The sequence below is a fragment of the Metabacillus lacus genome (genome assembly GCF_009674805.1).
Lineage (GTDB): Bacteria > Bacillota > Bacilli > Bacillales > Bacillaceae > Metabacillus_C > Metabacillus_C lacus.
On record NZ_WKKI01000008.1, the window covers coordinates 81,397 to 107,346 of the forward strand.

Annotated in this window: 30 protein-coding genes; 14 read left to right on the forward strand and 16 right to left on the reverse strand. The window is 42.3% G+C overall.

Translation table 11 applies throughout. The features are described 5' to 3' along the window. Nucleotides 1-158: 158 nt before the first annotated feature. Genes GJU40_RS06965 through GJU40_RS06975 form a run of 3 tightly spaced genes read right to left on the reverse strand, consistent with a single transcriptional unit; the run spans nucleotide 159 to nucleotide 1,859 of the window. Entirely contained in the window at nucleotides 159-404 is a 246-nt protein-coding gene (locus tag GJU40_RS06965) for a DUF2164 domain-containing protein (RefSeq protein WP_154307023.1), read from the reverse strand. A 12-nt stretch (nucleotides 405-416) separates the two neighbouring features. Further along, on the reverse strand, nucleotides 417-1,295 hold the full coding sequence (locus GJU40_RS06970) for an SMP-30/gluconolactonase/LRE family protein (RefSeq protein WP_154307024.1): 879 nt from the start codon (nucleotides 1,293-1,295) through the stop codon (nucleotides 417-419). A 21-nt stretch (nucleotides 1,296-1,316) separates the two neighbouring features. Beyond that, the gene (locus GJU40_RS06975) at nucleotides 1,317-1,859 is read right to left on the reverse strand and encodes a histidine phosphatase family protein (protein ID WP_170289345.1); all 543 of its coding nucleotides are present in this window, start codon (nucleotides 1,857-1,859) and stop codon (nucleotides 1,317-1,319) included. Between the two features lie 848 nt (nucleotides 1,860-2,707). Here GJU40_RS06975 and GJU40_RS06980 point away from each other — a divergent pair. Next, a complete protein-coding gene (locus tag GJU40_RS06980; RefSeq protein WP_154307026.1) occupies nucleotides 2,708-2,950 on the forward strand; it encodes a DUF6154 family protein in 243 nt (80 codons plus the stop codon). A gap of 116 nt (nucleotides 2,951-3,066) precedes the next feature. On the opposite strand, the gene GJU40_RS06985 is transcribed toward GJU40_RS06980, so the two are convergent. Further along, a complete protein-coding gene (locus GJU40_RS06985; RefSeq protein WP_154307027.1) occupies nucleotides 3,067-3,402 on the reverse strand; it encodes a hypothetical protein in 336 nt (111 codons plus the stop codon). A gap of 173 nt (nucleotides 3,403-3,575) precedes the next feature. Between GJU40_RS06985 and GJU40_RS06990 the strand changes: the two genes are divergently transcribed. Continuing rightward, a complete protein-coding gene (locus tag GJU40_RS06990) occupies nucleotides 3,576-4,193 on the forward strand; it encodes a cupin domain-containing protein (protein WP_154307028.1) in 618 nt (205 codons plus the stop codon). Nucleotides 4,194-4,744: 551 nt separating this feature from the next. Here GJU40_RS06990 and GJU40_RS06995 read toward each other — a convergent pair. Continuing rightward, entirely contained in the window at nucleotides 4,745-6,040 is a 1,296-nt protein-coding gene (locus tag GJU40_RS06995; RefSeq protein ID WP_154307029.1) for a hemolysin family protein, read from the reverse strand. A gap of 329 nt (nucleotides 6,041-6,369) precedes the next feature. Then, nucleotides 6,370-6,993, reverse strand: coding sequence for a YhcN/YlaJ family sporulation lipoprotein (locus GJU40_RS07000; protein ID WP_154307030.1), 624 nt, complete (start codon nucleotides 6,991-6,993; stop codon nucleotides 6,370-6,372). Nucleotides 6,994-7,105: 112 nt separating this feature from the next. On the opposite strand from GJU40_RS07000, the gene GJU40_RS07005 reads away from it, so the two are divergent. From GJU40_RS07005 to nagB, 3 genes are all read left to right on the forward strand, one after another. After that, nucleotides 7,106-7,441, forward strand: coding sequence for a DUF3889 domain-containing protein (locus GJU40_RS07005; protein ID WP_154307031.1), 336 nt, complete (start codon nucleotides 7,106-7,108; stop codon nucleotides 7,439-7,441). Nucleotides 7,442-7,622: 181 nt separating this feature from the next. Further along, the gene (nagA, locus tag GJU40_RS07010; RefSeq protein WP_154307032.1) at nucleotides 7,623-8,831 is read left to right on the forward strand and encodes an N-acetylglucosamine-6-phosphate deacetylase; all 1,209 of its coding nucleotides are present in this window, start codon (nucleotides 7,623-7,625) and stop codon (nucleotides 8,829-8,831) included. Continuing rightward, complete coding sequence (gene nagB, locus GJU40_RS07015; protein WP_154307033.1) at nucleotides 8,812-9,549, forward strand: glucosamine-6-phosphate deaminase; 738 nt, start codon at nucleotides 8,812-8,814, stop codon at nucleotides 9,547-9,549. Before nagA ends, nagB begins: the two co-directional genes overlap by 20 nt. Nucleotides 9,550-9,655: 106 nt before the next feature. Here the strand turns inward: nagB and GJU40_RS07020 are convergent, their stop codons facing one another. Beyond that, on the reverse strand, nucleotides 9,656-10,114 hold the full coding sequence (locus GJU40_RS07020) for a FixH family protein (protein WP_170289346.1): 459 nt from the start codon (nucleotides 10,112-10,114) through the stop codon (nucleotides 9,656-9,658). A 184-nt stretch (nucleotides 10,115-10,298) separates the two neighbouring features. After that, entirely contained in the window at nucleotides 10,299-11,399 is a 1,101-nt protein-coding gene (locus GJU40_RS07025; protein ID WP_154307035.1) for a gluzincin family metallopeptidase, read from the reverse strand. A 141-nt stretch (nucleotides 11,400-11,540) separates the two neighbouring features. Here GJU40_RS07025 and GJU40_RS07030 point away from each other — a divergent pair, with 141 nt between their 5' ends. Together GJU40_RS07030 and GJU40_RS07035 are read left to right on the forward strand one after the other, a co-directional pair. After that, a complete protein-coding gene (locus GJU40_RS07030; RefSeq protein WP_343031444.1) occupies nucleotides 11,541-12,095 on the forward strand; it encodes a tyrosine-type recombinase/integrase in 555 nt (184 codons plus the stop codon). A 15-nt stretch (nucleotides 12,096-12,110) separates the two neighbouring features. Then, nucleotides 12,111-13,595: a potassium/proton antiporter gene (locus GJU40_RS07035; RefSeq protein WP_343031446.1), complete on the forward strand. Its 1,485-nt coding sequence runs from the start codon at nucleotides 12,111-12,113 to the stop codon at nucleotides 13,593-13,595. A gap of 71 nt (nucleotides 13,596-13,666) precedes the next feature. Here the strand turns inward: GJU40_RS07035 and GJU40_RS07040 are convergent, their stop codons facing one another. Continuing rightward, nucleotides 13,667-14,587, reverse strand: coding sequence for an LCP family protein (locus GJU40_RS07040; protein WP_154307036.1), 921 nt, complete (start codon nucleotides 14,585-14,587; stop codon nucleotides 13,667-13,669). A gap of 137 nt (nucleotides 14,588-14,724) precedes the next feature. Between GJU40_RS07040 and GJU40_RS07045 the strand changes: the two genes are divergently transcribed. Continuing rightward, a complete protein-coding gene (locus tag GJU40_RS07045; RefSeq protein ID WP_154307037.1) occupies nucleotides 14,725-15,420 on the forward strand; it encodes a DUF421 domain-containing protein in 696 nt (231 codons plus the stop codon). A 42-nt stretch (nucleotides 15,421-15,462) separates the two neighbouring features. On the opposite strand, the gene GJU40_RS07050 is transcribed toward GJU40_RS07045, so the two are convergent. The 3 genes from GJU40_RS07050 to GJU40_RS07060 form a co-directional block, all read right to left on the reverse strand. Then, nucleotides 15,463-16,251, reverse strand: coding sequence for a formate/nitrite transporter family protein (locus GJU40_RS07050; protein ID WP_343031447.1), 789 nt, complete (start codon nucleotides 16,249-16,251; stop codon nucleotides 15,463-15,465). 210 nt (nucleotides 16,252-16,461) lie between these two features. Next, nucleotides 16,462-17,361 carry an MBL fold metallo-hydrolase gene (locus GJU40_RS07055; RefSeq protein ID WP_154307038.1) on the reverse strand — a complete coding sequence of 300 codons (900 nt, stop codon included), beginning with the start codon at nucleotides 17,359-17,361 and terminating at the stop codon, nucleotides 16,462-16,464. A 61-nt stretch (nucleotides 17,362-17,422) separates the two neighbouring features. Then, entirely contained in the window at nucleotides 17,423-17,677 is a 255-nt protein-coding gene (locus tag GJU40_RS07060) for a hypothetical protein (protein WP_154307039.1), read from the reverse strand. Between the two features lie 142 nt (nucleotides 17,678-17,819). Here GJU40_RS07060 and GJU40_RS07065 point away from each other — a divergent pair, with 142 nt between their 5' ends. Further along, the gene (locus GJU40_RS07065; RefSeq protein WP_154307040.1) at nucleotides 17,820-20,093 is read left to right on the forward strand and encodes a UvrD-helicase domain-containing protein; all 2,274 of its coding nucleotides are present in this window, start codon (nucleotides 17,820-17,822) and stop codon (nucleotides 20,091-20,093) included. Between the two features lie 40 nt (nucleotides 20,094-20,133). Here the strand turns inward: GJU40_RS07065 and spoVIF are convergent, their stop codons facing one another. From spoVIF to GJU40_RS07090, 4 genes are all read right to left on the reverse strand, one after another. Then, nucleotides 20,134-20,388: a sporulation-specific transcription regulator SpoVIF gene (spoVIF, locus tag GJU40_RS07070; RefSeq protein WP_154307041.1), complete on the reverse strand. Its 255-nt coding sequence runs from the start codon at nucleotides 20,386-20,388 to the stop codon at nucleotides 20,134-20,136. A 124-nt stretch (nucleotides 20,389-20,512) separates the two neighbouring features. Beyond that, a complete protein-coding gene (locus tag GJU40_RS07075; RefSeq protein ID WP_154307042.1) occupies nucleotides 20,513-20,647 on the reverse strand; it encodes a YjcZ family sporulation protein in 135 nt (44 codons plus the stop codon). Nucleotides 20,648-20,756: 109 nt separating this feature from the next. Beyond that, nucleotides 20,757-20,966 (reverse strand): hypothetical protein, encoded by a 210-nt coding sequence (locus tag GJU40_RS07080; RefSeq protein WP_154307043.1) that lies wholly within the window; start codon nucleotides 20,964-20,966, stop codon nucleotides 20,757-20,759. A gap of 1,473 nt (nucleotides 20,967-22,439) precedes the next feature. Then, nucleotides 22,440-22,793: a DUF1360 domain-containing protein gene (locus GJU40_RS07090; RefSeq protein ID WP_154307044.1), complete on the reverse strand. Its 354-nt coding sequence runs from the start codon at nucleotides 22,791-22,793 to the stop codon at nucleotides 22,440-22,442. A 180-nt stretch (nucleotides 22,794-22,973) separates the two neighbouring features. Between GJU40_RS07090 and GJU40_RS07095 the strand changes: the two genes are divergently transcribed. The 5 genes from GJU40_RS07095 to GJU40_RS07115 all read left to right on the forward strand — a co-directional run bounded on the left by GJU40_RS07095 (nucleotide 22,974) and on the right by GJU40_RS07115 (nucleotide 25,725). Continuing rightward, on the forward strand, nucleotides 22,974-23,390 hold the full coding sequence (locus tag GJU40_RS07095; RefSeq protein WP_154307045.1) for a spore coat protein: 417 nt from the start codon (nucleotides 22,974-22,976) through the stop codon (nucleotides 23,388-23,390). Between the two features lie 36 nt (nucleotides 23,391-23,426). Next, nucleotides 23,427-23,714, forward strand: a complete 288-nt coding sequence (locus GJU40_RS07100) for a hypothetical protein (RefSeq protein WP_154307046.1) — start codon at nucleotides 23,427-23,429, stop codon at nucleotides 23,712-23,714. Nucleotides 23,715-23,805: 91 nt separating this feature from the next. Next, complete coding sequence (locus GJU40_RS07105) at nucleotides 23,806-24,291, forward strand: spore coat protein (protein ID WP_154307047.1); 486 nt, start codon at nucleotides 23,806-23,808, stop codon at nucleotides 24,289-24,291. A gap of 280 nt (nucleotides 24,292-24,571) precedes the next feature. Then, nucleotides 24,572-25,057, forward strand: a complete 486-nt coding sequence (locus GJU40_RS07110) for a CotY/CotZ family spore coat protein (protein ID WP_154307048.1) — start codon at nucleotides 24,572-24,574, stop codon at nucleotides 25,055-25,057. 227 nt (nucleotides 25,058-25,284) lie between these two features. After that, nucleotides 25,285-25,725, forward strand: coding sequence for a CotY/CotZ family spore coat protein (locus GJU40_RS07115; protein WP_154307049.1), 441 nt, complete (start codon nucleotides 25,285-25,287; stop codon nucleotides 25,723-25,725). Nucleotides 25,726-25,950 lie beyond the last annotated feature (225 nt).

Below are 25,950 nucleotides of genomic sequence, written 5' to 3' on the forward strand. Positions count from 1 at the left end.
AAAGCATTTCTTATTATTTGGACGGTAACGGACAATATACCAAGCAGAAACAGGCAAAAATTTCATCAAGGTGCTGAAATTCAGCTTTGAAATTGTCATTGAAACATAAAAAAAGCTGCTTTAAAAGATCTTGACGATCCTTTAAAACAGCTTTCATCTTATCTCTTCAATTGTTTTTCCAATACATAAAGCTCTTCCGTTACCGACGCTAAACGGTCGTCAAGCAGTGTTTTCGCATGATCAAGGGCTTGATTGTAATAATGAGGTGCAATGCTTTCCTCAATAAAATCGAGAACATGCCCGGCAGCAAGCTCACCGATTTCTTCTCCTCTTGTATCATAAAAAAACCTTTGAATGTCTGACAGCATTTGCTGTCTTTCTTCCTTAGATAATGTTTTTTTCACTTATTCTCGTCCTTATCCTTTAAAATAATTCAAAACCGTCCCTGCTACAGATGGTTCATACTGAAATAGGCTGCCGGCTTTCGGAAATTTTTCCAATTCTTCATCACTCATGCCAATGCTGGCGGTTGTGATGTACAGCGTATTCAGGTTCTCCCCTCCGAAAACGCAGGAAGTCACATTAGGTGCAGGAATACTGACCTCTTCAAGCATCTGACCGCTGTCAGGATTCCATCTGCTGATTCTTCCTCCTCCAAAATGCGCAATCCATAGCATGCCTTCTTCATCTATCGTCATGCCGTCAGGTGAGCCAGCATCTTCCGGAAACGTGATAGCAGTTCTTTTCTCGCTGATGCTTCCCGTATCCAGCTGATAATGAAATTGAAACACCTTACTTTCAGGTGTATCTATCAGATAAAAATATTTGTTATCTCTGGACCAGGCCAGCCCGTTCGAAATACTGAGATTTTGGAGTTTTCTTTGAGCCGTCATGTCTGTATTGAGACAATATAGAGAACCTTGGTGCTTCTTTCCTTCTTCCTCCATCGTCCCTGCCCAAAACCGGCCTGCCGGATCTGCTTTGCCATCATTAAAGCGGTTATTGGCTACATGTTCTTCAGGATTTGTAATTTCTTCAAGCTTGCCGCTGCTCATATCCAAAAAGAAAAATCCATTTTCAGCCGCCAATACTGCCCCATCTGTTTCCCGCAGCACCAGAGCTCCCGGCCTCTGCCCAAGAGACATTTTATTTACTTGCCCTTCCCTAGAAGGATCTAATGAATAAAGCGCTTGTCCCTCAATATCAATCCAATATAGGAGACTGCTCCGAGGGTCCCATACCGGCCCCTCTCCAAGAAGGGTCCTGACATCTGCTGCCACACTTGCCGTTTTCATAGTTCTCCTCCTTTTACCTCATCAATTCCACATTCTGCAGATCTCCGGCTTTTCTGATAAAAACTCAAGGGTGTACACATCCGGTGAAGTCAGAGCTTTCCAATGCTGATAGCCAAACTCTTTTTGAAAATGTTTAAGAATCAGAATGAGCAGATTGCTGTGTGTAATGATGGCTGCACTTTTCCCTGTATGAAGGAGGGTATCCTGCAAGGCAATTACTCCCCTTTTCATCGCTTCATTGCTCGACTCTCCGCCTGGAAAAGTCAGGTCAAGATCTGAAAAGGATTTTTCCACCATCGTCAGCCAATCTTCCGCATTTTCAGTACAAAGCACTTTCTCCGATAACCGAATGTCTTTAATCATTTTAAGCTGAAGGCGTTCACTTACATGCATAGCTGTTTCACAGGCTCTGATAAACGGACTTGATACAATTAAATCCACATCTTTGTCATAAAGAAAATCTGAAAGCTTTTGGGCGGCCGTTCTCCCCTCTGAGGTAAGCTTTGATCGAAAAGCCAAACCCTCTGCCTCGCAATGAAGAATCAAGTATATTCTTTTTTTCATTCTCATTCTGTACCCCTTGAACATTTGTTGTACTCTATTTTAAAGAATTTTCGGCCATTTCTCCAATGATAGGGTTGGTTTTTTGAAATTTGGCTTTATACCCCAGGATTCGGGAAAGGTAAAAATAAAAAGCGCTTTCCCAGCAAATCCTGCAGCAAAGAACAGATGAGGATAATGGTTATGCATTGCAAGGAATTTCCGCTTTTGTAAGAAATAGTGGGGTATTTAACATAGGATTGAGATACTGCAGGAGTAGAATCCGCAAATGCAGTCAAAGTAAAAAATCCAGAACTGTGTGAGGACTACTGTTGAATAGACGGAGAATTTCCGCAAGTGGTTCTGGTTTTTTTAAAAGAGTGAGTAGGCGTCATATGAAAGCGACTATACATAGATAAACGGAGGAATTCCATCTATTCAAAAAAAACAACCAAAATGGACTGAAATAAACGGAAGAATTCCGTCTATGCATCAAAAAGCCTTAAAATGAAGTATTTTCAACAGTTTAAGCGGAATTCATTCCCTTATTTTCTCTAAAAAACAGCCTAATTTGAATGTAACCGGAATTCTTCCGCTTATTTTTTCTTTGTGAGGGTGAGGGGCGTCTTGTGAATTTAGAATTTCTAACATATTCTTTAAAACGTCATGATTTCCGTCGCTGAAAACAGTGTTGCCAAGAGTAAATAAAATGACCTTTCCTTACACCAAACCTTTTAAAAAGCCCCTGGAAATCAACACACTGTTGTTCCCTGTAGATGCGTCTCTCACCTGCTTTCAGCTGAGTGCGCAAACTTTTAACATTGATCTCTATCGGGTATATTATAGTAAGACAACGTAGAGGGGGAAAACCATTGAGGTTCATTGATGAATTGTATGAATTTTACCGAAGTCAGTTTTCAGGCGAAGAGCTGGATGCTGAGATTGTGGCCGCCTCCGTTTTGGAAGAGCTTGATCGTAAAGAGGTTATTAAAGTGCTTGGAGAACTTGATGATGAAGAACTGTACGGCTTGCTAGGCTTTTATCTTGTAGAAAGCCTGAAAGCCCGGATGGCCCGTGACGGTGTATTTGAGGGCGAAAAACCTAAACTTCATTAATCCAGCTTGTAAAGCAAAAAGTTATACTCCTGTATGGAACAAAAATCCGTTTTATGATGAGACGGGTTTTTTTGTTATAGAGTATACAGCGGCCTTTCCGACTACGAGCAGGAAGGTTATCTTTTGTAGCGAATATAGCTGTAATGTCCTGTAGGAAGGGATTTTACTTCTCTGCCGTTTTCATCAGTATACACCTCGTATTCCTCGTATTTTTCAATAATGTATACCACTCCGTTTTCTACTGATTTTTCAGAGCTTACATATTTATCTTCTAGCACAGGTACAGTACTGCTTGCTGATTCCGCCCCCGCATCCACTGATTCAATTTCTTCTGCATCAAAAACAGGCTTGATTGGATTAGAATACTCATCCTGAAACACATCTATTTTCATGAAGATAATCATAGTAATAAAGGCTGCTCCAACAATTGCCGTGAATTTTGTTCTCATCATCCATCCCCCCTGAGATCTTGTACTATTACTATATGCAGGGATTTTCTTTACTAGTAGAAGTTTATGAAGAACCCCTTCTACAATTCCTTCATTCACGTCTATAACACTCTTTATCACAACGAAGTGGATAGACTCATATCATGCTGATATCTCAATTAGGGAGCTGGACGGTCATGACTGCAAACAGCGATTACACTTCACCTCAATACTTCTTTGACGTAAATAAAAGTAACTTGTTTAAACAAGATCAACACAATCTGATTAATGTAATGGGAAAAAAACAGTTGAACACACTTGAAAACGTATCTCTTCTTGATATTTTTCTTAGTGCTGAGCACGTTGTAGAGCCCCACTATCACCAAAACGCAGCTGAACTAGTTTATTGTATCTCGGGATCCGCAACTGTCTCTATACTAAACCCATATACAAAGCAGCTGCTGAATATCCCGATAACACCAGGGCAAGTAGCAAATGTTCCAAAAGGGTGGTGGCATTATGAAGTAGCCTCCGTTAACAACACTCATCTTCTGGCCATTTTTGATGCACCGAATCCAGAAGTGATTTTAGGTTCTGACCTCTTAAAATTCACCCCATCAAACATCATGGCTCATACTTATTGTATCAATGAAGAACAGTGGAAAGCTGTCACTCATTCCATCAAGCCAAGTACGTATATAGGGCCCTATAAGAACTGCAATAAACGTAATCTTGCTCACCATCAAAATCAATATGCACAACAGCCCTATCAGCCTTATCTTCAATACCCGCGTTATCCCAACTACCCATATTGATTCCACAACAGTCATCCACAAAGTGACTGTTGTTTTTTTTCTTGTTTGCTGGTTTTACACCCCGCGCTGAATTTTGTAACAAAAAGAGCGGCTTTGTTATAGTAACTTGGAATTTTGACCGGATACTATAACAAAGCAGTGGGTTTTGTTATACTATCTCAAAAATCGTATAACAAAGAGAGCCCGTTTGTTATACTATCTTGGAATTTTGACCGGATACTATAACAAAGCAGGGGGTTTTGTTATACTATCTCAAAAATCGTATAACAAAGAGAGCCCGTTTGTTATACTATCTTGGAATTTTGACCGGATAGTATAACAAAGCAGGGGGTTTTGTTATACTATCTCAAAAATCGTATAACAAAGTCAGAAGTTTTCTTATAGCTTCTTCAAAATCGTACAACAAACCAAACCACATTGCTCCTTTTCAGCCCTCTCCAAATTCCCATGAAACTTCTTCTAATAGAAGGTAACATAGAAAAAAAGCCTGCACAGGTTCATTCCGCCGGCTTCTCTTCATTATCATTTCCCTGGTACGGGGCACCAGCTGACTAGCCGGCTTTGGTTACCTCCAAAAAGTGGATATGGTGTCCGTCAATGGCTGCTACTTTAAAAATAAAGCCCTCTGCCTCTAGTTCGTCTCCCAGCTTGGCATCAATGTTCCTCGTAAGAAACCAGCCGCCGATAGTGTCTACATCTTCATCAGAAAGATGAGTGCCCAAAAGGTCATTTACATTGCCGATTAATACTTTCGCATTAAAGATAAAATGATCGTCTTTGATTTTCCGGATTTCGGCTACTTCATCTGCATCAAATTCATCACGGATTTCCCCAACAATTTCTTCAATAATATCTTCTGCTGTCACAAGGCCCGAGGTGCCGCCGTATTCGTCAACGAGAATAGCAAGGTGGCTTCGCTCTTTCTGCATTTTTACCAAAACATCGCGAATTGGAATTGTATCAATTACTCTAATAACAGGCTTCGTATAATTTTCCAGCCTGATGATGTCCTCTTTTTGCAATATTTTAGCTGTCATCAGCTCTTTCACATTTACAACGCCCAGTATGTGGTCTTTATCTCCGTCTTCTATGACCGGATAGCGTGTATATCTTTCATTTGCAATGGTCTGAAAAATTTTCTCCATTGGCTCATGAATGGACAGGCTCACCATTTCAGTTCTTGGCACCATAATTTCTCTGGCAAGTCTTTCATCAAAGTCAAAAATATTATTCATATACTTGAGCTCATTTTGATTGATTTCTCCGCTTTTAAAGCTTTCAGATAAGAGAATGCGGAGCTCTTCTTCTGAATGAGCGAGCTCATGCTCTGAGGCTGGCTTTAACCCAAATATGCCTACGAGCAGTCTTGCTGATCCATTCAATACCCAGATAAATGGATACATGATTTTATAAAACAAGATAATCGGCCTGGCAAAAATCAGAGTAACAGCCTCAGCCTTTTGAATTGCCACGGTTTTAGGGGCCAGCTCACCCACTACTACATGAAGGAAGGTGACCAGTGTAAAGGCGATCGCAAAAGAGAGAATTGTTGTGACAGATTCAGCTAGATGAAATTCTTCAAACAGTGGATGAAGAAGCCGCTCAACCGTAGGCTCACCCAGCCACCCCAGTCCAAGCGCTGTCACAGTAATCCCCAACTGACAGGCAGAAAGGTATTCATCGAGATGGGTGATGACCTTTTTTGCCGGAAGTGCACCCGCTCTTCCTTTAGCTACGAGCTGGTCAATTCGTGATCCCCTGACTTTCACAATGGCAAATTCAGTAGCGACAAAAAACGCGGTTAATCCGATTAAGAGTGCGATTAAAAACAAATTAAATATCGTCAATGGCTGCCCGCTGCAAAGGGGCTTACACCTCCTGAGAAATAAAAGAATTATTCTTCTCTACCCTGCATAAAGATTATGATAAACTTGAGCAGCTCAAAAAGAGAAAAGCAGCATCAATTATCAGGGCTGCAGCTTTTGGGCTGACTTGCTTCCGTTTCCTGTTACTTTATACTGTGCCCAAAGAAATATTTCCAATGCTTACAGAGAGGATGAAAGCGCCCCTGAATCGTTCATTGAGACGAGGAGTGAGTGCGATTTTGCAATTTGCTTTCTGTACGCAAAAATGCCCGGATGATGGCACATCCAGGCGGTGGAGCTTTCATTTTTTTCTAGCCTTCTTGATTAGGGAAAATTCTTTGTACCATCTCATTGAATTCTTCAAAAAGACCCTGTACCGGCTTTCCTTCTTGAATTTTATCTCCATAATCGGTCATTCTGTCAGCAAAATCCGGGTTGGAAGAAACAAATACGTTCTGCACGCCTTCATCTGTTTCTTTCACCTGATCTGCTATTTTCTTTTTCAATTCTTCTCTTACTTCTCCCTTTGGCTGATTCTTCAGTACAACTGCTACATAGGCATTATTGTCAGTCATAATGACGTTTGCATAGTCAATCTCATCCAAATCTTCCACTTTGTCTTCCGCTTCTTCAGAGACTTGCATATTGCCATTATTATCACCGTTGTTATTGCCATTATGATCACCGTTGTTATTGCCCTGTCTGTTTCCATGTGCGCCTGCACCTTGGCGGTCCTGGGCATCTTGGTTTACGTTCGTACCCCCAATCAGGCCGTTATCATTCTCGCTGATATTTTCATTATTGTTATCAACATTTCTTGTTTGGTTAGCTTGATTTCCGTTGTTATCATTTTCTCTGCCCTGATTGGCCATGCCGCAGCCAGCAAAAACGAGAACAGCTAACAGTGTAATTAAAAATGCTTGTATAGTTTTCATAGTGTTTACCTCCTTTTCATATTGCTATTACCTTCTCCTTCCAGTTAAGTTTTATGTATGAATAAATAAAAAAGCATAAAAATATACAACCTAGCAGGAAAAGGGGGGCTTTATGATGAGAGCATTATTGACCGGAGTTCTACTTATATCTATCTTATTTTTCCCTTTCGCACAAACAGCTCTTTGCTTCCAGGCAGAGGCTGCGCTGGAGACTCCCTCCCATGCCAAATGGGGGAAGCTTGCTGTGGAAAAAGTGCGAGAGGCGTATCCATCAGCTAATATTGCAGACTACTTCCATATTGGGAGGACGGAGGAAGCAAAAACTGCTGTTGAGAGTTTTAGATTATGGATGAAAGAAGGCAGCAAAGAGTATGGACTACTTGTGATGATTACCTATGATAAACAAACAGAGAGGGTGATTAGCATAAAAATCAGCAAGATATCATAGGATCCTACCAGGGGCTTGTCTTCACTCATGACGAACTCATTTCATATTGTTGAAGCTTTTCCTTAGTAAATCTCATAGCAGTCTCAAGAATCCGCAAGTTTTTGAAGTCGCCGCAACTGGCTGTACAACAATAATAGTCAGTTGTAAAATGGTAGTGATGAAACACCATAGGGGTGAAAAAATGGGATTGAATGAGCAGAAAACAGCTATTTTACATACAGAAATATACTGTGAGAACGAAATTATTGAAAATGGGTATGTAATAATAAGAGATGGCGTCATTGAGGAAGCCGGGGATATGTCCCACGCTCCTTCTTTTAACAACTGCACTTTGATTCAACTGGATGAGCGTTCGACGGCGGTTCCCGGCTTTATAGATATTCATATTCATGGAGCAGCCGGGGCAGATACCATGGATGCGACAAGAGACGCTCTTCAAAAAATGGCAGCCGCGCTCCCCGCTGAAGGTACGACCAGCTTTCTTGCTACCACAATGACTCAAGATTCTGCAGCAATAGACGCAGCTCTTATCAGCTGCGCGCAATATATCGGGACTCAAACTAAAAAAGGCGCTGAAATGGTCGGCATCCATCTTGAGGGCCCATTTGTAAATCCAAAGAAAGCCGGCGCGCAGCCGGCAGAACACATACTTCCGCCAAATCCGCTTCTTTTTGATCACTGGCAGACTCTGTCAGGCAGCACCATTAAAATTGTCACCATGGCACCTGAAATGGAGGGGGGAATGAATTTTACGAAAAAGCTGACCTCTGAAGGTGTTATTCCGTCGATTGGCCATTCTAGTGCCTCCTATTCAGAGGCAAAGGAAGCAGTCATGAACGGAGCAAAGCAAGTGACTCATCTTTTCAACCAGATGTCGCCGCTTCACCACAGAGAGCCTGGTACAGCAGGGGCAGCTCTTCTTGAGGATTCACTTTCAGCTGAAGTTATAGCCGATGGCGTTCACATTAGCCCTGAGATGGTTCGGCTTGCCTTAAAGGTAAAAGGTCAAAACGGCCTCATCCTGATTACGGACGCAATAAGGGCGAAATTTATGCCGCCTGGCACATATGACCTTGGAGGCCAGCAGGTCACTGTTGGGGAAGGCAGAGCTGTTCTGCCAGACGGTACACTCGCAGGCAGTATTTTAACAATGGATACTGCTGTCCGCAACATGATGCTTTTCACGGGCTGTTCACTTCGTGATGCTGTCAGAATGGCGTCCGAAAATCCGGCAAGGCAATTAGGCTTATTCCACAGAAAAGGCAGCATTAAGGAAGGAAAGGACGCTGATCTTGTTTTTCTGGATGCTAGTCATGAGGTGATCATGACAGTAACAAGAGGGATGATCTCTTACAGGAGGGGTGAGCAGATTGAACATAATAGAAGTTGAAAATTATGAAGAATTAAGTATCGTTGGAGCTGAAATAATTAGCGGAAGAGTAAAATCCCAGCCCCATTTAACAATGGGGTTTGCAACCGGGGGAACACCCGTTGGAACATATCGTGAACTGATTAGTGACCATTCAACAAAAAAAACCTCTTACAAAAATGTAACAGCATTCAATCTTGACGAATACCTGGGGCTCTCCGGTGATCATCCCAACAGTTATTGTCACTTTATGAAGGAGCATTTATTTCAGCATATTGATATTCATAGTACTTCAACATTTATACCAAATGGGCTCGCAGAGAATCCCCTGGAAGAGTGCAGAAGATATGAAGAGCTCATCGAAGAAAAGGGCGGCATAGATCTTCAGCTTTTGGGCATAGGATTCAATGGTCACATAGGCTTTAATGAACCTTACACTTCCTTTTCTTCAAGGACTCATATTGTTGACCTTGCTTTATCTACCAGAAAAGCCAATGCCCGTTATTTCAACAGTATTGATGATGTACCCTCGCAGGCTGTCACGATGGGAATTGGCACAATCATGGAAAGCAGGGAGATTCTTCTGCTAATATCCGGAGCTGGTAAGCAGGCTGCCCTCAGCAGACTGCTGGATGGAGATGTGAATGAAGAATTTCCTGCGTCTGCATTATTATCACATTCTGCCGTCACAATTGTGGCAGATGCAGCCGCTTTAGGGACAAGGGGACGGTTCTCTTAGGGACAAGGGGACGGTTCCATCGTCCCAAAGTTCCCGTCCAAGCAGCCCCACGACATGTCCCATGTCCGGCTGCATTCCAGAGGACAGCATCAGCAAATCAAGGTCTCTAGTGATGTGAAGAGGCTTCTTCTGTTTTCTGCTGCTGTTCTTCTTCCCCCGCTCTTTCCCACTCTTCCGGGTCTATAGTTCCGACTGCGGCCTTGACCTTTGGCATGCTATGCATGTTCCTGGCAGTCACATGGGCTTGAATGTAGTAAACTCCCTCAGCAGAAAAGAAAGCATCACCAGAGTAAATTCCGTTTCCTTCATGATTTCCTTCCACTAAGTAACTGTCTTCTTTTGAGCCCGCTGCCCAAATTTCGAATTCAACTTCATTCGCATCTTCCACTTTTTCATTTCCCTGAGTCACTGCAGCGGATATTTTCGTTTTTTCATCTGTATTAATAGAGTCCGGTAAAGCAATTACAACTTCAATAGCCGTAAGTGTATCCTCCTGCTGTTGGGATGCTGTGCAGCCTGTAAGCAGCAGCATACAGCAAAAAAGAAAGATTCTCCCCCTGTTCAAACGTTTCATCTCCTTTGTTTCTTTCGCAAGACTATCATATCAGAACTCCAATTAGCAGTTGTGAAATAATTGTGAGGCAGGATTTTATGACAGGTTTTGGTTTTTATAAAAAACTCTATCCATTCCATATTTGCTTCCTAAAAGCACCAGGTGCAATCCGTACACATTTTTTAAGAGTGTTCCCTTACTGAATGCGTCCGTCTTTCTTCATCTGCTCCAAAAAGTTCGCTTCATACTCTGTAAAAGGCTTTGTAGTTACCTTCTCAAATGCTTCATCAAAAGTACTTTTGTTCATTTCTGTTAAAAGCCTTTGCAGAATGTCTGTACCTTCCTGCTCAAGAAAATACGTAACAAACAAACCGCTTTGAAAATAAGGGGAATAATCAAAAGAAATACTTTTTTCCCATTCTCCCGGCGTTGTAAGAGAATGAAACGGCTGATATGCGGTCTCACTTCCCTCCAGGCTGTTTCCTTCAAAATAAACAGCAGTGCCTTCATTCAGCCAGACCGGAACTTTCAGCAAACTAACATCTTTCTCATTCATCAAACTATGAAACAGAAAATGGGCATACTCATGGCGGAATGTTCTCTTAAATTCCTCTTCTCCGCCAAGTGAGTCTGGCGTTAAAAGATGGATGCTGGCTGTAGCTTCATGGTATGCACCCAGCATGGTTGTATCTGTTGAAACATTATCTATTCTGGGAACTTCTATTTCATGATCATAAAAAAAGATGCTTAATTTTCGTTCGGGAAGCTTGCTGAAAACTATAGCATATTGATCTCGATTATCACTTATTTCATCAAGGACCTTCTGAATCAGCTCCTTGTTTATTTCCTCTTTAAAATAAAAGGTAACAGAACCCTCTTTTACCTGAATGTAATTCTCCAGATTTTGATTCTCCCCCGAATAACTTTCCAGCATGTATTTGTAATGCTGAAGCTTTCTGTCAGAATCAATCGGGGCCGAGCTGACACTCGTATACCTGTCAGCAACCTGCAATGTGAGATTCAGAACCGCCGGGGCTAATGTCAGGGGAATTGCGAGAAATGAGAACATCAGCAGAGTGATATTGATGCTTTTGCGATGCAATGTGCCTTTCAGTTTAAAAAATCCTGATATGGCATAGCCTCCTATGATAACCATGATTACTGAAGTAACTCCCCACAGGATCACCCCCTGCGTACCCGTTAAAAACAGCATGGCCAAAAACACAGCGGATACGATGAGCAGTAAACCTGCAAGCAAAGCAGTGCCCTGAAGCAAAAAGGACAGTATTTTTTTCACCAATTTTCTCCTCTATATCGTTTTTCTCTAAGTTTAACATTCTTTCCCAACCTATGAATAGTTCATGATAAGCATATTCTGATTAATGTAACAAAAAATGTGTTAACATAAAGTTATGTTACATTAGGAGGTTTTCTTACCGTGAGATCTGTTGAAGCAATTAAATGTGAAAAAAAGCTGCAACTGATTAAATGCTACTTAAAACAGCGTTCCATCCGCGACTATTGCTTGTTTGTTCTTGGAATTAACACGGGGCTGAGGGTACAGGATCTTCTTCATCTTCATGTAAGAGATATCGCAGACAACGATGGAAATATACTTCTCTCCATGAAACAGCCATGTGAAGGACTCCCTGTTTATTTAAACAGTGAACTAAGGCACGTTCTTGAAAGCTTTATCAAGAATAATAACCTTTCGATAGATGATTACTTGTTTCAATCACGCAAAACTAATGAGCCAATATCAAGGCAGCAGGCCTACAGAATTATAAATGAAGCTGCCACCAGCGCTGGAATTTCTGCTCCCATCGGCACACACACCCTCAGGAAAACATTTGGCTATCATGCTTACCGAAAAGGCATTGCCATTTCCCTGATTCAAAAAAGGCTTCAGCAGTCAGCTCCTTCAGAAACACTTTACTATCTTGGCATTCATACATATGATCCTTCAGAAATTCTGCTCGACGTAAATTTATAGTAAGAGGTGATAGGAGTGTTTAACAGTACTTTTCAGACAGATGCATTTATTTTACTACTCGCTGTCCTCTTTATTTCCGGGGTCCTAACGACAAAGTTCTCAGCACGGCTGGGAGTCCCCGCCCTGGTCCTGTTTATGCTTGTCGGGATGATAATGGGAAGCGACATTCTTGGACTGATTTATTTTGATAATGTGCGAATTGCGCAAATACTGGGTATTTTTGCACTCATTATTATTTTGTTTGAAGGCGGCCTCCAAACAAACTGGAGAACGTTGAAGCCGGTGATTGCCCCTTCTATATCCCTGGCAACAATCGGGGTGCTTTTGACATCGGGTATTGTCGCAGTGGCTGCAAAACTAATACTGGATTTGAACTGGCTGGAGGCAGGACTGTTCGGGGCCATTGTCGGTTCTACTGATGCTGCAGCTGTTTTTGCTGTTTTAAAAGGGCAGAATGTTGATTCGCGGCTTGAAGCTACTCTTGAAGCTGAGTCAGGCTCCAACGATCCAATGGCTGTCTTTTTAACTATCGCCATGATTGAACTAATCTCTGTTCCAGAAGCGAGTATTTTAAAGCTTACTGGAAGCTTTTTTCTGCAAATGGGGCTTGGCCTTCTGTTCGGGCTCGCTTTCGGTAAGTTTGCTGTTTACGCCCTTAACAGGCTGAACCTGGATTCCAGCGGACTTTATCCTGTTTTTGCTACGGCCTTTGCTTTGCTGACATACGGTATTACAGCTTTTGCAGGAGGATCTGGACTGCTGGCTGTTTATGTGGCTGCAATCATCATTGGAAATAATGAAGTCGCCTATCAGCACTCCATCTTTCGTTTTTCAGAAGGCTTTGCCTGGATGATGCAGATCGCCATGTTTGTGATTCTGGGGCTGCTCGTTTTTCCATCAGAGCTGTTTACACTGGATATCGTCCTTAAAGGATTGCTGATTTCCGGTATCCTGATCGTGATTGCAAGGCCTGCGGCAGTCTTCCTGTCATTGATTGGCTTAAAGTACAGTGTAAAGGAGAGAATATTCCTGTCCTGGGCTGGACTGAAAGGTGCCGTTCCAATTGTTCTTGCCACATTCCCGCTTCTTGCAAACATTGAGGGAAGCTATCTTATGTTTAATGTCGTGTTCTTCGTAGTATTGACAAGCTGCTTGATTCAAGGGTCAACCATTACGCTTTTGGCAGAAAAGCTTCAGCTTGTCGGACCTAAGAAAAACACCCCAATGCATTCAATTGAACTGGTTTCCCTCGGAAAAGCAAACGCGGAAATTATTGAATATGAAATGGAACACTCAGCCGCCATAACCGGTAAAACATTGAACGATATTCCCTTCCCGGACGGAACATTGGTCAACGCCATTATCCGCGCCAATCAGCTCATTACGCCAACAGGAGACACAACTGTGCAAGGCGGTGACTACCTTTATATTCTCACGGACCGGAAAAGCAAAGGTCCTTTAAAGGCACTGCTTAGACAAAAGGATTCTTCTTCTTCCTAAAAAGTGCCAGACACCAGAGGGGCTGCATTTTATCACTGCTGCCCCGGCAGGCGTCTGGCATTTTTGTCCCCTCAGGTTCCTGGCACCTGGACTGGCACCGCTTCAAGGAATTCCAGTATGGCTTCCTTATTTGCGGGGATGTTCATCTCCAACACGGCGCCCGAGTGCTCATAAGTTTCATCTATGAATGTATTCTGGACTGGAATTCTCAAGCTCTTTACTTCAATCCCTGTATTCAGAGCGAGCTTGCCCAGCAGCTGCAGCATCGTTCCCATTGGCATGTCAGTTTCAACATATTTTAATGCCTCTCCCAGCAGCTCCGGCATTGCAGCAATGCCATCAATAGACTGCAGGCGTGAACTCACATGATCTTTCATCATCAAAAGCACTTCCTGCTGGCGCTGAACTCTGCCAAAATCACTCTCTGAATCATGCCTGAACCTCACGTATTTAAGAAGCTGCTCTCCTTCCAACGGCTGAATTCCCGGCTGAATGTTCATGTTCATATCATCAATCATTTCAGGTGTGACATGTACCTTCATTCCATCCGGCGCCAAATAATCGATTAAACTGATAAATCCTTTAAAATCAATAACAGCTGTATAATCAACATCTATGCCGAAGTTAGCAGAAATCGTGCTTTTCAACAGGTCATTGCCTCCCAGATAATAGGCGGCATTGATTTTATTATAGCCTTTTTCATAATCCGGAATTTTGACAAAGCTGTCCCTCATAATCGAAATGACCTTCACCGAAGCTTCTTCCGGCACATAATCAACAACCATAATAGAGTCAGAGTTGGCCCTTTCTCCATCTCTGTTATCACTGCCTATCACCAATACCCTGACTGATTCTTCTTTTTGTCCATTCCTGGGCTGCTTCTCTGCTGCCGGCTCCGGACTTTGCTGTTTCTGAAAAGGATTGCAGGATATAAGCAATGTGCCTATCATTAGCAGAAGAATTTGCACCTTCAGCATTCTCACTACGTTCATAACTGGAAAACCTCCGTTCAGTGGAAATTTTTACTATCATCTCCATTTCCTTTTGTTTTCATTCTGAACTTCCCTACTATAACTGCTTCTTACATAATTTTCCCCCTGATGACAAACACTAGGGGCAGGTGATAACAATGGACTTTGCACGAATTGGAATAGAATTGATTGTAGGTTTTTTTGGGTTGTTTGTTGTTTCCAAATTTTTAGGGAAAACACAGATTACTCAAATTACAGCCTTTGATTTCATCTCAGCCCTCGTGCTGGGAGAGCTGGTAGGCAATGCAGTTTATGATAAAGACATAGGGCTAAGTGAAGTCCTGTTCGCCATCACAGTATGGGGAGCACTCATTTATATGATAGAAATGGTTACGCAAAAATCGCTGCGGGCCAGAACATTTTTTGAAGGTAAACCCACAATTATTATTCACAAGGGCAGAATTCTCAGAAAAAATCTTGGGCGTGAAAAACTGGATTTGAATCAGCTGCAGCATTTGCTTCGTGCAAAGGGTGTTTTTTCTATTACAGAAATAGAATTTGCCATTCTGGAAACAGATGGAAGCATCAATGTTATGAGAAAGTCTGAGTATGATACACCTACCAGAAAGGATTTGCATGTACCTTTTGATCCAGCTGTTTTTCCAATCACCTTAATTGTTGATGGTGATGTACTGTGGTCAAACGTAAAAGCTGCAGGCTTTAGTGATGAGTGGCTGAAAAACCAGCTTACCTTGCAGGGGATAAAAAATGAGAGAGATGTTTTTTTTGCTGAATGGATTGAGGGAAAGGGGCTGCATATCCAGACTCTTGCAGGCTCTGTTATGGAAGACTAAAAAACCCGGCTCTCTAATAAAGAGGACCGGGTTTTTGCTGTGTCAAGCTTCTTCATCTTCTAAAAAAGGTTTGTTGGCGTAATGATACATCCAGCCCATCATCAGTGCTCCGCCAATCAAATTTCCAATTGTGACAGGAATCAGATTATAAACCACTCCTGAAAAAGAAACGCTGTCAGGAGAATTCAGGACCAGGCTGATTGCAAATGTACACATATTTGCAATGCTGTGCTCATAGCCCGAAATAAAAAAGCAAAAAACGAACAGCATCATTGCAAATATTTTGGCACCGTCACTCTTTAGAGACATTGGTACAAAGAACGCCATACAAACCAGCCAATTACAAAGAATTCCCCGAAAAAAGAGTTCAAGCACAGGTGCGTGAGTTTTCTTTTCTGCCACACTGAGCAAAAATCCATTCACGGAAGGATCGTTGAATAGTCCCGTTGTATAGATCAGAAAGGCAAATATAATCGCACCGATAAGATTGCCTGCGTAACTGAAGAACCACATGTTTGCAACCTGCGGCCATGCCATTTTCTTTCGCAGAGCAGCATATGTATAGTAAAACGTGTTTCCTGTAAAAAGATCTCCGCCGCCATATGCAATTAAAATGATTGCTGCTCCAAAAGTGATCGCAGCAATAGGGTAGGTAAAAGGAGACTGTTCCAAATAAAAGAAATTGCCCGTTCTGAATGCAACAATAACCCCAAAGCCTATAAACATGGAGGCAAGTGCTGCTCTAGCCAGGTATCTTGTTTTGCTGTGTGTAAAAAGGCGCTGTTTTTTCAGGGCGAGCTTTTCGACTTCTTTCAGTGCTTGCACTTCCACCGTCATCACCACATTTACGTATTGTATTGCTGTTTGCAGTTATCTTACCACAATCGCCTGCTAATTATTGCAGCTATCTGTGACTATTCCCTGACAGCCGTAAGTAAATACTTGGTGTACTATGTTTTTATCAGTATCAGCTCACCCTGTTTCACCTTTTTGACCCGGTTATCAATCTCTATATGTCCGACATCGCTAAAGAGGTGTTTTCTACTGCTCGCTGACCGCTTTTATCAGCAGCCGGTTAGCCTCTATCACTATTACTAGACTGCCTGTATGAACAAGCAGCGTGATATAAGCCATGGCCGCAGTCCGGTATAGCAGCCACGAAGATAAATGCTTACAGTCCACTTGCCATTCCTCAAGAAGCTGGACGAGATAGTCCTCAAAAGACAGGGTGCCCCGTTTCGCAAAAAGCTGTTCAACCCAGCTGAGAATTTCCTGATGACAGCGTTCATTTTCTTCCACAGTTTCTATAAAACTGCATTGAAAATTACCATGGCCGGGCACTGCACCATAGCATTCTATTTGCTTTAAGTATGTTAGCGAAGCCAAAGTATCTTCTGCGCTAATGATAAAGGGAATTCTATGTTTGGCGAGCTGCTCCCTCCCAAAGTACGCATCTCCGCAGTATAGAATATCTGAGACTAGTACACCCATTTGGTTGATGCTGTGTCCGGGAAATGTGAACGTTTTGCAGGAATGGCTCCCAAATTGAATCAATGCCCCTGCTTCCTCGTCCACTCTCATGGTTTCTCCTTCAAGAAATTTATTTCTAAGCTCTGATATCGGCTTGTTTCCCTGAAAAAGATACAAAGGCTCGAGGATAGGGTTGCGGAGAATGGCTTCTTCAATGGGAGGTGCAATTGTATGTACATGTTTCTGTGACTGAAGATAGCCCGCACCTCCGAAATGGTCGGTATGCGCATGCGTAATGAATAAATGAGTAACCGGAAGTTGTTTTTCTTTCAACAATTTTAAGACTTTTTTCATAGACTGTTGATCAAGTCCTGCATCAATAAGCAATCCGTTTTCTTCATCCCTGACATACCCGATATTGACAGCTCCTTTAAAATAAAAGCAGTCTCCTTTGATATGCAGCAGTTCCATATAATCCCCTTCTTTTCACAGGAGTATGAGCCTCCCCTGTCTTTACAGCAGGGAGGCTGATTTAGATATATTCGTTGATAGTCAGACCCTTTCCTCCAGGAAAAGGAAATTTTGCCTGTTTCATCTCTTTCTTTTTCACAGCTTGCAGAATGTTTGCAAAACGTCTTTGATCTCCTCGTCTTTCTTCCTCTACAAACTGGCTGTTCAGTGAAACAGCTGATGCTTTTGAAAGCTCAGCATAATCGTTTTTGTATGTAACCATACGGTTTGCATATTGGACTGATTGTTCCAGTACTACAGGAGCCACCCAACTCATAACATCACCTCTGTTTTGTTTTTCCTTACTCTCAGGAATTTCAAACCTTTCTTACAGGTAAATACTTTGTTATGATAAGTTTTGCTGTATAATTTACTAAAATAAATACGCACCCTAATGTGAATTTATGGGAGGTGCTTTCATGTTTTGTGCAAATTTTCAAAATAATATCATTCAATTGTCTGAATTGCCCAGAAATCAGTTTCAGCAAATATATGATGCCGGACGCTCAGGAAAGCTTACCTGTCCCCTCTGCCAAAAAGAAGTGAGATTATACATAGGATTGAAGCAATCACCACACTTTTACCACGCAGGCAAGGGAGACTATTCAGACTGTGTAGAATACTGCTCTACTCTGCAGATTGAACCTGCTTCAGCTGTCACTGAAAAGGAGGCCGTCCACAGCGGGAGCTTCAGGCTGCCGCAAGGACGTTCAATCAAGGATGAACCCGCGGAAACACAGGGATTCACTCCTGCAACCCCGGTGACGATTAGCAATGTTTATACTGATCAAGCAGAACTGCAAAGCAATACGCTGTTCCCCGGCATAAGCTTTAACTCTTCACAATATGAAGCCATTACAAATGTAGAGGGGCCAATGCTCGTCTTATCTGGCGCAGGAAGCGGAAAAACCCGAGTGCTTACAGCAAGGGCAGCCTATATGGCTGTTCACCGGAAAATAGATCCTCGCTCAATTATGCTGGTTACCTTTACGTCTAAAGCTGCTAAAGAAATGAGGGACAGGCTTTCACAATCATACGGAATGATGCCTCAGCAGCTGGCAGGCATTGTTGTGGGAACATTTCACAGCATCTTTTACAGAATGCTTGCCCACTATGATGGAGCAAAGTGGAACGGAAATAACTTAATAAAAGGGGAATGGCAAAGGGAGCAGTATATTAAAACAGCCGGAAGAGAAAAGGGGCTTGATGAAAAGGATTTTCCCTACGATCTTGCTCTTCAAAAAATCAGCTATTGGAAAAATACGCTCTCGATTTCTTCATCGTTCAAGCCGAAAGATGATTGGGAAGAACAAGTTTTTTATCTTTATCAGCGCTACGAAGAAATGAAAAGGGACCGAAATCAGTTTGATTTCGATGATATGCTGATTGGGTGCTATGACTTGTTAACTGAAAACAAGGAACTCCTGGAGCGGTATCAAAAAAGATTTACCCATTTTCTAATTGATGAATTTCAGGATATTAACACCGTTCAGTATCAGCTGATGAAGCTTTTGTCAGAGCATACCCGCCACATTTGTGCAGTGGGTGATGATGATCAATCCATCTATTCTTTCAGAGGGAGCGATCCCGGGTTTATTCTTAATTTTCAAAAGGATTTTCCGGACGCAGCAGTGATACAGCTTACAAAAAATTACCGGTCCAGCCACCCGATTGTAGCAAGTGCAAAAAAAGTGATTGTAAGAAACCGTAACAGATTGAATAAAAATATCCAAAGCAGCTTTAACCATGAACAGCAGCCCCTCTTTTTTTATCCTTATGATGAAGAGGAAGAGGCAACCATGATTGTTAACGATATAAAGGAAAGAATTCAGGAGGGTGAAGATCCCGGAAGCTTCGCCGTTCTGTACAGAACCCATTCCGCGGGTCGTGCTGTTTTTGAGAGACTGTATCAGTCAAGCCTTCCCTTCTCCATGGAAAAGGAAACAGCAGGATTTTATGATAGAAGGGTTGTGAAAACCGCTGCGGCATATCTGACATTGAGCAGGGATCCTGACTCAGTTGAAGCTGTTACTTCCCTGTTATTTGCCTTTTTCATCAAGCAAACCGCCCTTTCTGACTTAAAAGCGATTTCGATATTGGAAGACTGCAGCTTGCTGGAAGCACTGCTGAAGCTTCCTCAGCTTCAGCCCTTTCAGAAAAAGAAAATTCAGCAGATTCTTCCCCGCTTTGCCAGGCTCAGAAGCATGAAGCCGGTCGAGGCACTGATTACAATCGAAAAGGATATGGGACTTGGAGATTACCTAAAGAAACGGGGAAGTGAAGGCAACTCCATTGAGAAGGGATCTGATGATTTGCAGGATCTAAAGGTTGCAGCGAAGGAGTTCCAAACCGTTGATGCTTTTCTGGATCATATTGATCATATGAAGCATGCTGTTAAGGAGATTAACAGCCTTCAGCGTAGTCCTGAAAATTCCATCCAGCTCATGACCATTCACCGGTCAAAAGGGCTTGAATTCAAGCATGTATATGTATTAGGAGTGACAGATGGCTCCCTCCCCCACGATTTTGCTCTGGATTCTCATAGACAGGGGGATTCCTCTCACCTTGAAGAAGAGAGACGTCTGCTGTATGTAGCGATGACGCGGGCAAAAGAAGGGCTGTATTTATCACTGCCATCTTATCGCAGATACAAAAAAGCTGTTCCATCAAGATTTATCAAGCATTTAATGTGAAAATATAAATAAGAAAAGCCCCCAATTTGGGAGGCTTTTCTTATTTTTTATTTATCATTTTAGAAATGGTTCCAAAGTCAAGTTTCTCTTTGCCGTTTACAATGGAATTGACAATTTTGTCCTCTGTATCCTTTGAAACAGGCTTGCCGGCTATTTGGGAAACCTTTTTAATTACGTTTCTCACTGTTTTTTCATCTTGAAAATTGGCTCCCTGAAGAGAGTTGGCAAGGTTAAACACATCCTGCATATTGACGCCGGTTTTCTTTTCAATATTCTTAAAGAAATTGTTATCCATTTTGAAGCCTCCTTACGTCTTGGTATATCATATGACTATGTTTGCAGATTGTGATACATCAGGATTGGAAAAAGTAAGAGCACGGGTTTGCACCCGTACTCTGTCTTCTTGCTTGTAGTGCCGATTAATGGTGGTAGTAAGAAGCACCAACAATGATCAACAAGATGAAAAGTACAACCAGCAATACGAAAGCTGATCCACCGTAGCCGTAACCGCCTCCGCCATAACCGCCGCCGTAGCCGTAGCAACCGTAACCCATTCAAAAGCACCTCCTCTTATCCTAGCTCCCTAACAGAATATGTCCTTCAGGGAAATTGGTTTGGACAAATGCATAGGGCTTTTGCGGAAATACCTGAAAACATATTGTGTCAGCTTTTTTTCATTTCAGAAGGGCCTTGTTCTGCCATCCGCTTTTCCACCTGATCAGCAAGAGCATCCATCTGACTTTCAAAATCCCCTGCCACTGTTTCCAGCCGCTCCCATTCCCGATCTTTCTCACTTTGCCACTTCTCAATTTTCTGCTGATTTTGGTTGTGTTTCTCATACCGTTTGTTCAGCCATCCCTCAAAGCTCCACAATAGCAAAACCCCTTTTCTTGCAGCATTTTCGTATAGTATGCAGAAGTGCTGCATGTAGCAGCTTGTGTGAAGATAGCAGCTTGTGTGCAGATAGCGTTTATATTGAGGGGCTCCGGCATCACATGCAAACCTGCCGGAAAACGGCGGCTCCTTTCACTCACAGTTTCTTTACGTATATTTTAGGACGGGGTAAGAGCTTATGCAGCGGGGTGAAACCTAAGATAGAAACTACAGAGAAATCTGTTTCAGCTTCTCACCTGATAATTAGATGTGGAATATCCGATTAATAAAAGAATGGCTTGAAAAAAGCTTTAAATAAACGGAAGTATTCCGGCTATTGATCTCAAGCAGGCAAATACTTAGTTACACCAATTCGAAATAGGTAAATAGGTTAAAATTGTTCTTTTTGTTAGAGGGAGGGGCGCCTTGTGAAAGTCACTCTGCATATATAAAAGGAGAAATTCCGCCTATGTAGAAAAAACAACGAATATAGATCGAAATAAACGGAGGGTTTCCGTCTAAGCAGCTAAAAAAGCCTAAAATGGATGTTTATGAGCAGCTTAAGCGGAATACATTCCCTTATTCTCTCTCAAAAACGGCTTATTCTGGGTTTAAGGGAAATTCTTACGCTTATTTGTGATGAGGAGGCGCCTTGTGCTTGCTGTTCCACTCAAATTTGTCCTTCATCGCACTGATGAAGGACATTTCTCTTGCTATTCCACTCAAATTTGTCCTTCATCGCACTGATGAAGGACATTTCTCCTGCTCTTCCACTCAAATTTGTCCTTCATCGCACTGATGAAGGACATTTCTCTTGCTGTTCCACTCAAATCTGTCCTTCATCGCCCTGATGAAGGACATTTCTCTTGCTGTTCCACTCAAATTTGTCCTTCATCGCACTGATGAAGGACATTTCTCCTGCTCTTCCACTCAAATTTGTCCTTCATCGCACTGATGAAGGACATTTCTCTTGCTGTTCCATCCAAATCTGTCCTTCATCGCACTGATGAAGGACATTTCTCTTGCTGTTCCACTCAAATTTGTCCTTCATCGCCCTGATGAAGGGCATTTCTCCTGCTATTCCACTCAAATCTGTCCTTCATCGCACTGATGAAGGGCATTTCTCCTGCTATTCCACTCAAATCTGTCCTTCATCGCCCCTGGGACAAGGTACCCGTCCCTGCGTCCCCATAAAGGGAATGTTACCGACGGGCTGGGACAAGGTACCCGTCCCTGCGTCCCTACGTCCCTGCGTCCCTAACGCGAGCGCCTCTTCTTTTTTCCACACCCACAGCCGCCTTTTTTTTCTTTTTTCACAGGCTGAGGCTTTGCAACATGCTTAGATTGATTGGAGGATGTTTCATAATTGGAAGGATTAATGTATGGCTTGTGCATAAGTAAAATTTCCGCCTTCCTTTTCTGACTTACTGTCATTCTATGATAATGAGAAAAGGTTGTTTCTAATTGGAAAGCCTATTCTATCAATCTTTGGACAGCTGCCTCAAGGATTCCAGCCAAACCTGCAATGGCAAGAATAGCCGCCAGCGGCTCACCCCACACAGGATAGACACTGTAACATATATATAAGAAGGCCGTGCACCAGACTCCGGTGCACCAGAAGCAGCTCAGCAATTCACCAAAAAAGGCTTGAATGCCCTTTCCCTTGATGGTTAAGTAGGTAACCTCTTCCCCTGCATCATTCACCTCGATGCTTTCTTCATGGAATGGCTTTCTGAGCCAGCCGGTAATCTTGTCATAGACGAGCAGACGTGTCAGCCGGAACGAGGCTAAAGACAGCATTAACAATGTTAAAAAAGACCCTGACATATCCTTCCCTCCCTGTTTTCACCTTTTACCTTATGTTCCTTGCAAAATAGATATGTCACATACTCTAAAGCCCGCCCCTCCATATTTGCCTTAAAAATGGGTGAGAAATTGTACTATTTCCTCAGTCCAATGAACCATTACCTGCATTAACTAATCATATAAAGGAAGGGAGTGAAGATAATGACTGAAAAATGGTCCGCTCTTGATTATTGCAGCTGCAATAAAGATGGAGTAACGCAAGAAGCAAAACAGGTCAGCGAGATTATTCAAGCCTCCAGTGAAACAATTATCATTAAAGATTCCTGTAAAGTTCATGTTGAAACAACTGAAACACAGGTTGCTGCTTCACTGCAGGCAGCAATTCAAGTTGCTATTGCACTGGTGGTTAACTTGTCAATCGCTGACAGCAGCAGAGCAGAAAGAGTCACTCAGGAGCTGCTTCAAAAATCACAAATCAAGCAGGCAAATAACCAAAAAATGATCATTGAAAATTCTTATAATGTTAATGTGACGACAACTGATACGGATGTTGCAGTTTCTCTGCAGCTGCTGATTCAACTGCTGCTTGCTTTGATTGTTTCAATCGATATTCTTTAATCCCGATGAAAATGCCGTTAAAGGAGGTTTGCTGATATGTCTGAACACAAAGATAAAATGAATGAAATTTCAGCTTCGCTCATGAAGCTGTTCGTAGCAGATGTTTTTTCCAGACACAACATTACTGACTCTGAAAAAAGAAAGCTTTCTAAGGAACAAAAAGATCAGATCAAAGAAATTGTTGCAGATCTAAAAGACAAAGTTGAGGACTTTCTTGAGAATCAAAAAACAAAGAAAATAACAGAAGAAACATTTGAACCAGAAACACCGCAGAATGTAACGCTGAGAGAACTTTTGAAAAAGAACAAAAAGAAAGACGACTAACTAAAAAGGGCCATTGACCCAAGATGTTTGTCTCATGCCAAATGACTTTTATCATCATTTAATGATAGTAAATGAGAGGAGGAAACAAATAATGGAAACAAGACCATATTCTTGGGTTGCACATGACACTACTTCATGTCACCCAACTGAAAAATGTGGAGGCACCAAATCTCCTTCAAAAGATCATTATGATTCAAGCTTTTTTGATGGGGTTGATCAGGAAGCGGATCAGGTAAGCACAACAAAGCAGGTATCATCAGAAACAATCATTATCAGAGATTCTTGCAACGTAGATGTAGAAACGACTGAGACACAAGTTGCAGCTTCTTTGCAGGCAGCAATCCAGGTAGGTATTGCCCTTGTTGTAAACCTGTCTATTGCTGACAGCTCAAGAGCAGAAAGAGTTACTCAGGAATTGCTTCAGAAGTCCACAATCAAACAAGTTAACCATCAAAAACTTGTCATCGAAAATTCACGTGATGTATCTGTGATCACGACAGACACAGACGTAGCAGTTTCTCTGCAGCTCCTAATTCAATTGCTTCTTGCATTGGTTATCTCAATCGACATCCTATAATACCAGCAGAAAAGCAGAGGAGAGCCTCTGCTTTTTCTTTGTGATCAGGAAACATCTTTGAGCTAATAATTCCCTGAAGGCGTTTCTGCACTTTTAAGGCTGCTGCTGCGAACTTAAATGTCAATCTTAAGCATCTGTTTTAATCGTTTTAACTCCGCTCTTTTACTGTCCTATCCGAAACAGTCAAATACGTAGACGAATGCCCACACCAACTATGACGTTTACACATATGTTGTTAAGGACTAAAGTCAATAATTATTTCTTGAGGAGTTGAAAAAGAATGAGCTGCGGAAAACATCATAAATCTGATTTTGACAGCTGTGTATGCGACGCTGTTGAAAAGATTCTTGCTGAACAGGAAGCTGTAGAAGAAAGCTGTCCTACCAGCTGCTTCAGTAACTTGCTTAGCCCAACTACAATTCCAGGAAGAGACACAATCCCATTCCTTCTATTCGATAAAAAAGGGAAACTATTCTCAGCATTCGGCAATGTTGGAGGCTTCGCAGATGATGCAGCATGCTTCGAAACCATTTTCTTTCGTGTAGAAGCGCTGAAATACTGCTGTGCAACCCTTTCTTTGCTAAGACCAGTTAACGTAAGCGGCCACACATTGAGCGTGTGTGATCCTTGCCAGAGTGACTTCTTCGGTCTTGAAAAAACAGACTTCTGTATTGAAGTCGACCTTGACTGCTTCTGCGCTATCCAATGTTTGTCACCGGACTTGGTAAACCGTGTAGCACCAGGCAAAAAACACTATCATGGCTGATGACCTGACTGCCCTTAAGGCAGTCTCTTTTCATTTTTTACAGGTCCGACCTCCGTTCAAAATGCTTAGAGGAAACTAAAGCAGCTCCTCTTCACAGCGGATAGAAAAGCCTCAAGAAATCCAAAGCTGAGGAAATTATGTAATTTGGGCATTCGCACTAGCACCATTAGCCTTGTACCTGCCTATCCTAATACAGACGAAATACTTATTCAAAGGAGGAATTAAGCATGAGCTATAAAAAAGACTTTTCTTGTGTCTGTGACGCAGTTGAAAACATCAACGACCTTCAAAATGCAGTAAAAGAAGAATGCCCGCTCAGCTGCTTCAGCAACCTGCTGAATCCGATTACTGTCCTTGGAGATACAATACCTTTTGTTTTGTTCACAAAAAAAGGAAAGCCATTCACAGCGTTCGGAAATGTGGGTCAACTATCTGCCGGTCCTTGCTTTAACACAGTCTTCTTCAGAGTAGAAAACGTTCATGACTGCTGTGCCACTCTACGTCTGCTGATTGCATTTGATGAACACGCAAACATACTCGACTTTGACAAAAACACTGTCTGTGACGTCTTCAGGCTGGAAAGAACCGACTTCTGTATAGAAGTAGACCTTAACTGTTTCTGTGCAATACAATGTCTAAGTCCGAGACTCATTAATAGGACTCATTGACAAGAAAAGCGGAGCCGGCTTGCTCAGGCCTGACAAGCATAAGGCAGCTTGGGCATGAGGTCGCTCTTTGACCTCTTGACCAAGATGACTTATGACCTCGAGGGCCTAGCCGGTGGAGCTGGACAATGTAGAAAAGCGGAAGACGCCTGCTCAGCGGCGACAAGCATAAGATGGCTTGGACGGAAGGTCGCTCTTTGACCTTTTGGCCAAGACAGCTTATGACCT

What these genes read in the sequence shown, in the direction of transcription:
- GJU40_RS07045 (WP_154307037.1), top strand. Translation starts at nt 14,725, where the DNA reads ATGGACTTTGCACGAATTGGAATAGAATTGATTGTAGGTTTTTTTGGG.
- GJU40_RS07105 (WP_154307047.1), top strand. Translation starts at nt 23,806, where the DNA reads ATGGAAACAAGACCATATTCTTGGGTTGCACATGACACTACTTCATGT.
- GJU40_RS06975 (WP_170289345.1), bottom strand. Translation starts at nt 1,859, where the DNA reads ATGAAAAAAAGAATATACTTGATTCTTCATTGCGAGGCAGAGGGTTTG.
- GJU40_RS07075 (WP_154307042.1), bottom strand. Translation starts at nt 20,647, where the DNA reads ATGGGTTACGGTTGCTACGGCTACGGCGGCGGTTATGGCGGAGGCGGT.
- GJU40_RS07055 (WP_154307038.1), bottom strand. Translation starts at nt 17,361, where the DNA reads ATGGAACTGCTGCATATCAAAGGAGACTGCTTTTATTTTAAAGGAGCT.
- GJU40_RS07040 (WP_154307036.1), bottom strand. Translation starts at nt 14,587, where the DNA reads ATGAACGTAGTGAGAATGCTGAAGGTGCAAATTCTTCTGCTAATGATA.
- GJU40_RS06970 (WP_154307024.1), bottom strand. Translation starts at nt 1,295, where the DNA reads ATGAAAACGGCAAGTGTGGCAGCAGATGTCAGGACCCTTCTTGGAGAG.
- GJU40_RS07065 (WP_154307040.1), top strand. Translation starts at nt 17,820, where the DNA reads ATGTTTTGTGCAAATTTTCAAAATAATATCATTCAATTGTCTGAATTG.
- GJU40_RS07095 (WP_154307045.1), top strand. Translation starts at nt 22,974, where the DNA reads ATGACTGAAAAATGGTCCGCTCTTGATTATTGCAGCTGCAATAAAGAT.
- spoVIF (WP_154307041.1), bottom strand. Translation starts at nt 20,388, where the DNA reads ATGGATAACAATTTCTTTAAGAATATTGAAAAGAAAACCGGCGTCAAT.
- GJU40_RS07115 (WP_154307049.1), top strand. Translation starts at nt 25,285, where the DNA reads ATGAGCTATAAAAAAGACTTTTCTTGTGTCTGTGACGCAGTTGAAAAC.
- GJU40_RS06990 (WP_154307028.1), top strand. Translation starts at nt 3,576, where the DNA reads ATGACTGCAAACAGCGATTACACTTCACCTCAATACTTCTTTGACGTA.
- GJU40_RS07110 (WP_154307048.1), top strand. Translation starts at nt 24,572, where the DNA reads ATGAGCTGCGGAAAACATCATAAATCTGATTTTGACAGCTGTGTATGC.
- GJU40_RS06985 (WP_154307027.1), bottom strand. Translation starts at nt 3,402, where the DNA reads ATGATGAGAACAAAATTCACGGCAATTGTTGGAGCAGCCTTTATTACT.
- nagA (WP_154307032.1), top strand. Translation starts at nt 7,623, where the DNA reads ATGGGATTGAATGAGCAGAAAACAGCTATTTTACATACAGAAATATAC.
- GJU40_RS07100 (WP_154307046.1), top strand. Translation starts at nt 23,427, where the DNA reads ATGTCTGAACACAAAGATAAAATGAATGAAATTTCAGCTTCGCTCATG.
- GJU40_RS07005 (WP_154307031.1), top strand. Translation starts at nt 7,106, where the DNA reads ATGATGAGAGCATTATTGACCGGAGTTCTACTTATATCTATCTTATTT.
- GJU40_RS07000 (WP_154307030.1), bottom strand. Translation starts at nt 6,993, where the DNA reads ATGAAAACTATACAAGCATTTTTAATTACACTGTTAGCTGTTCTCGTT.
- GJU40_RS07060 (WP_154307039.1), bottom strand. Translation starts at nt 17,677, where the DNA reads ATGAGTTGGGTGGCTCCTGTAGTACTGGAACAATCAGTCCAATATGCA.
- GJU40_RS07090 (WP_154307044.1), bottom strand. Translation starts at nt 22,793, where the DNA reads ATGTCAGGGTCTTTTTTAACATTGTTAATGCTGTCTTTAGCCTCGTTC.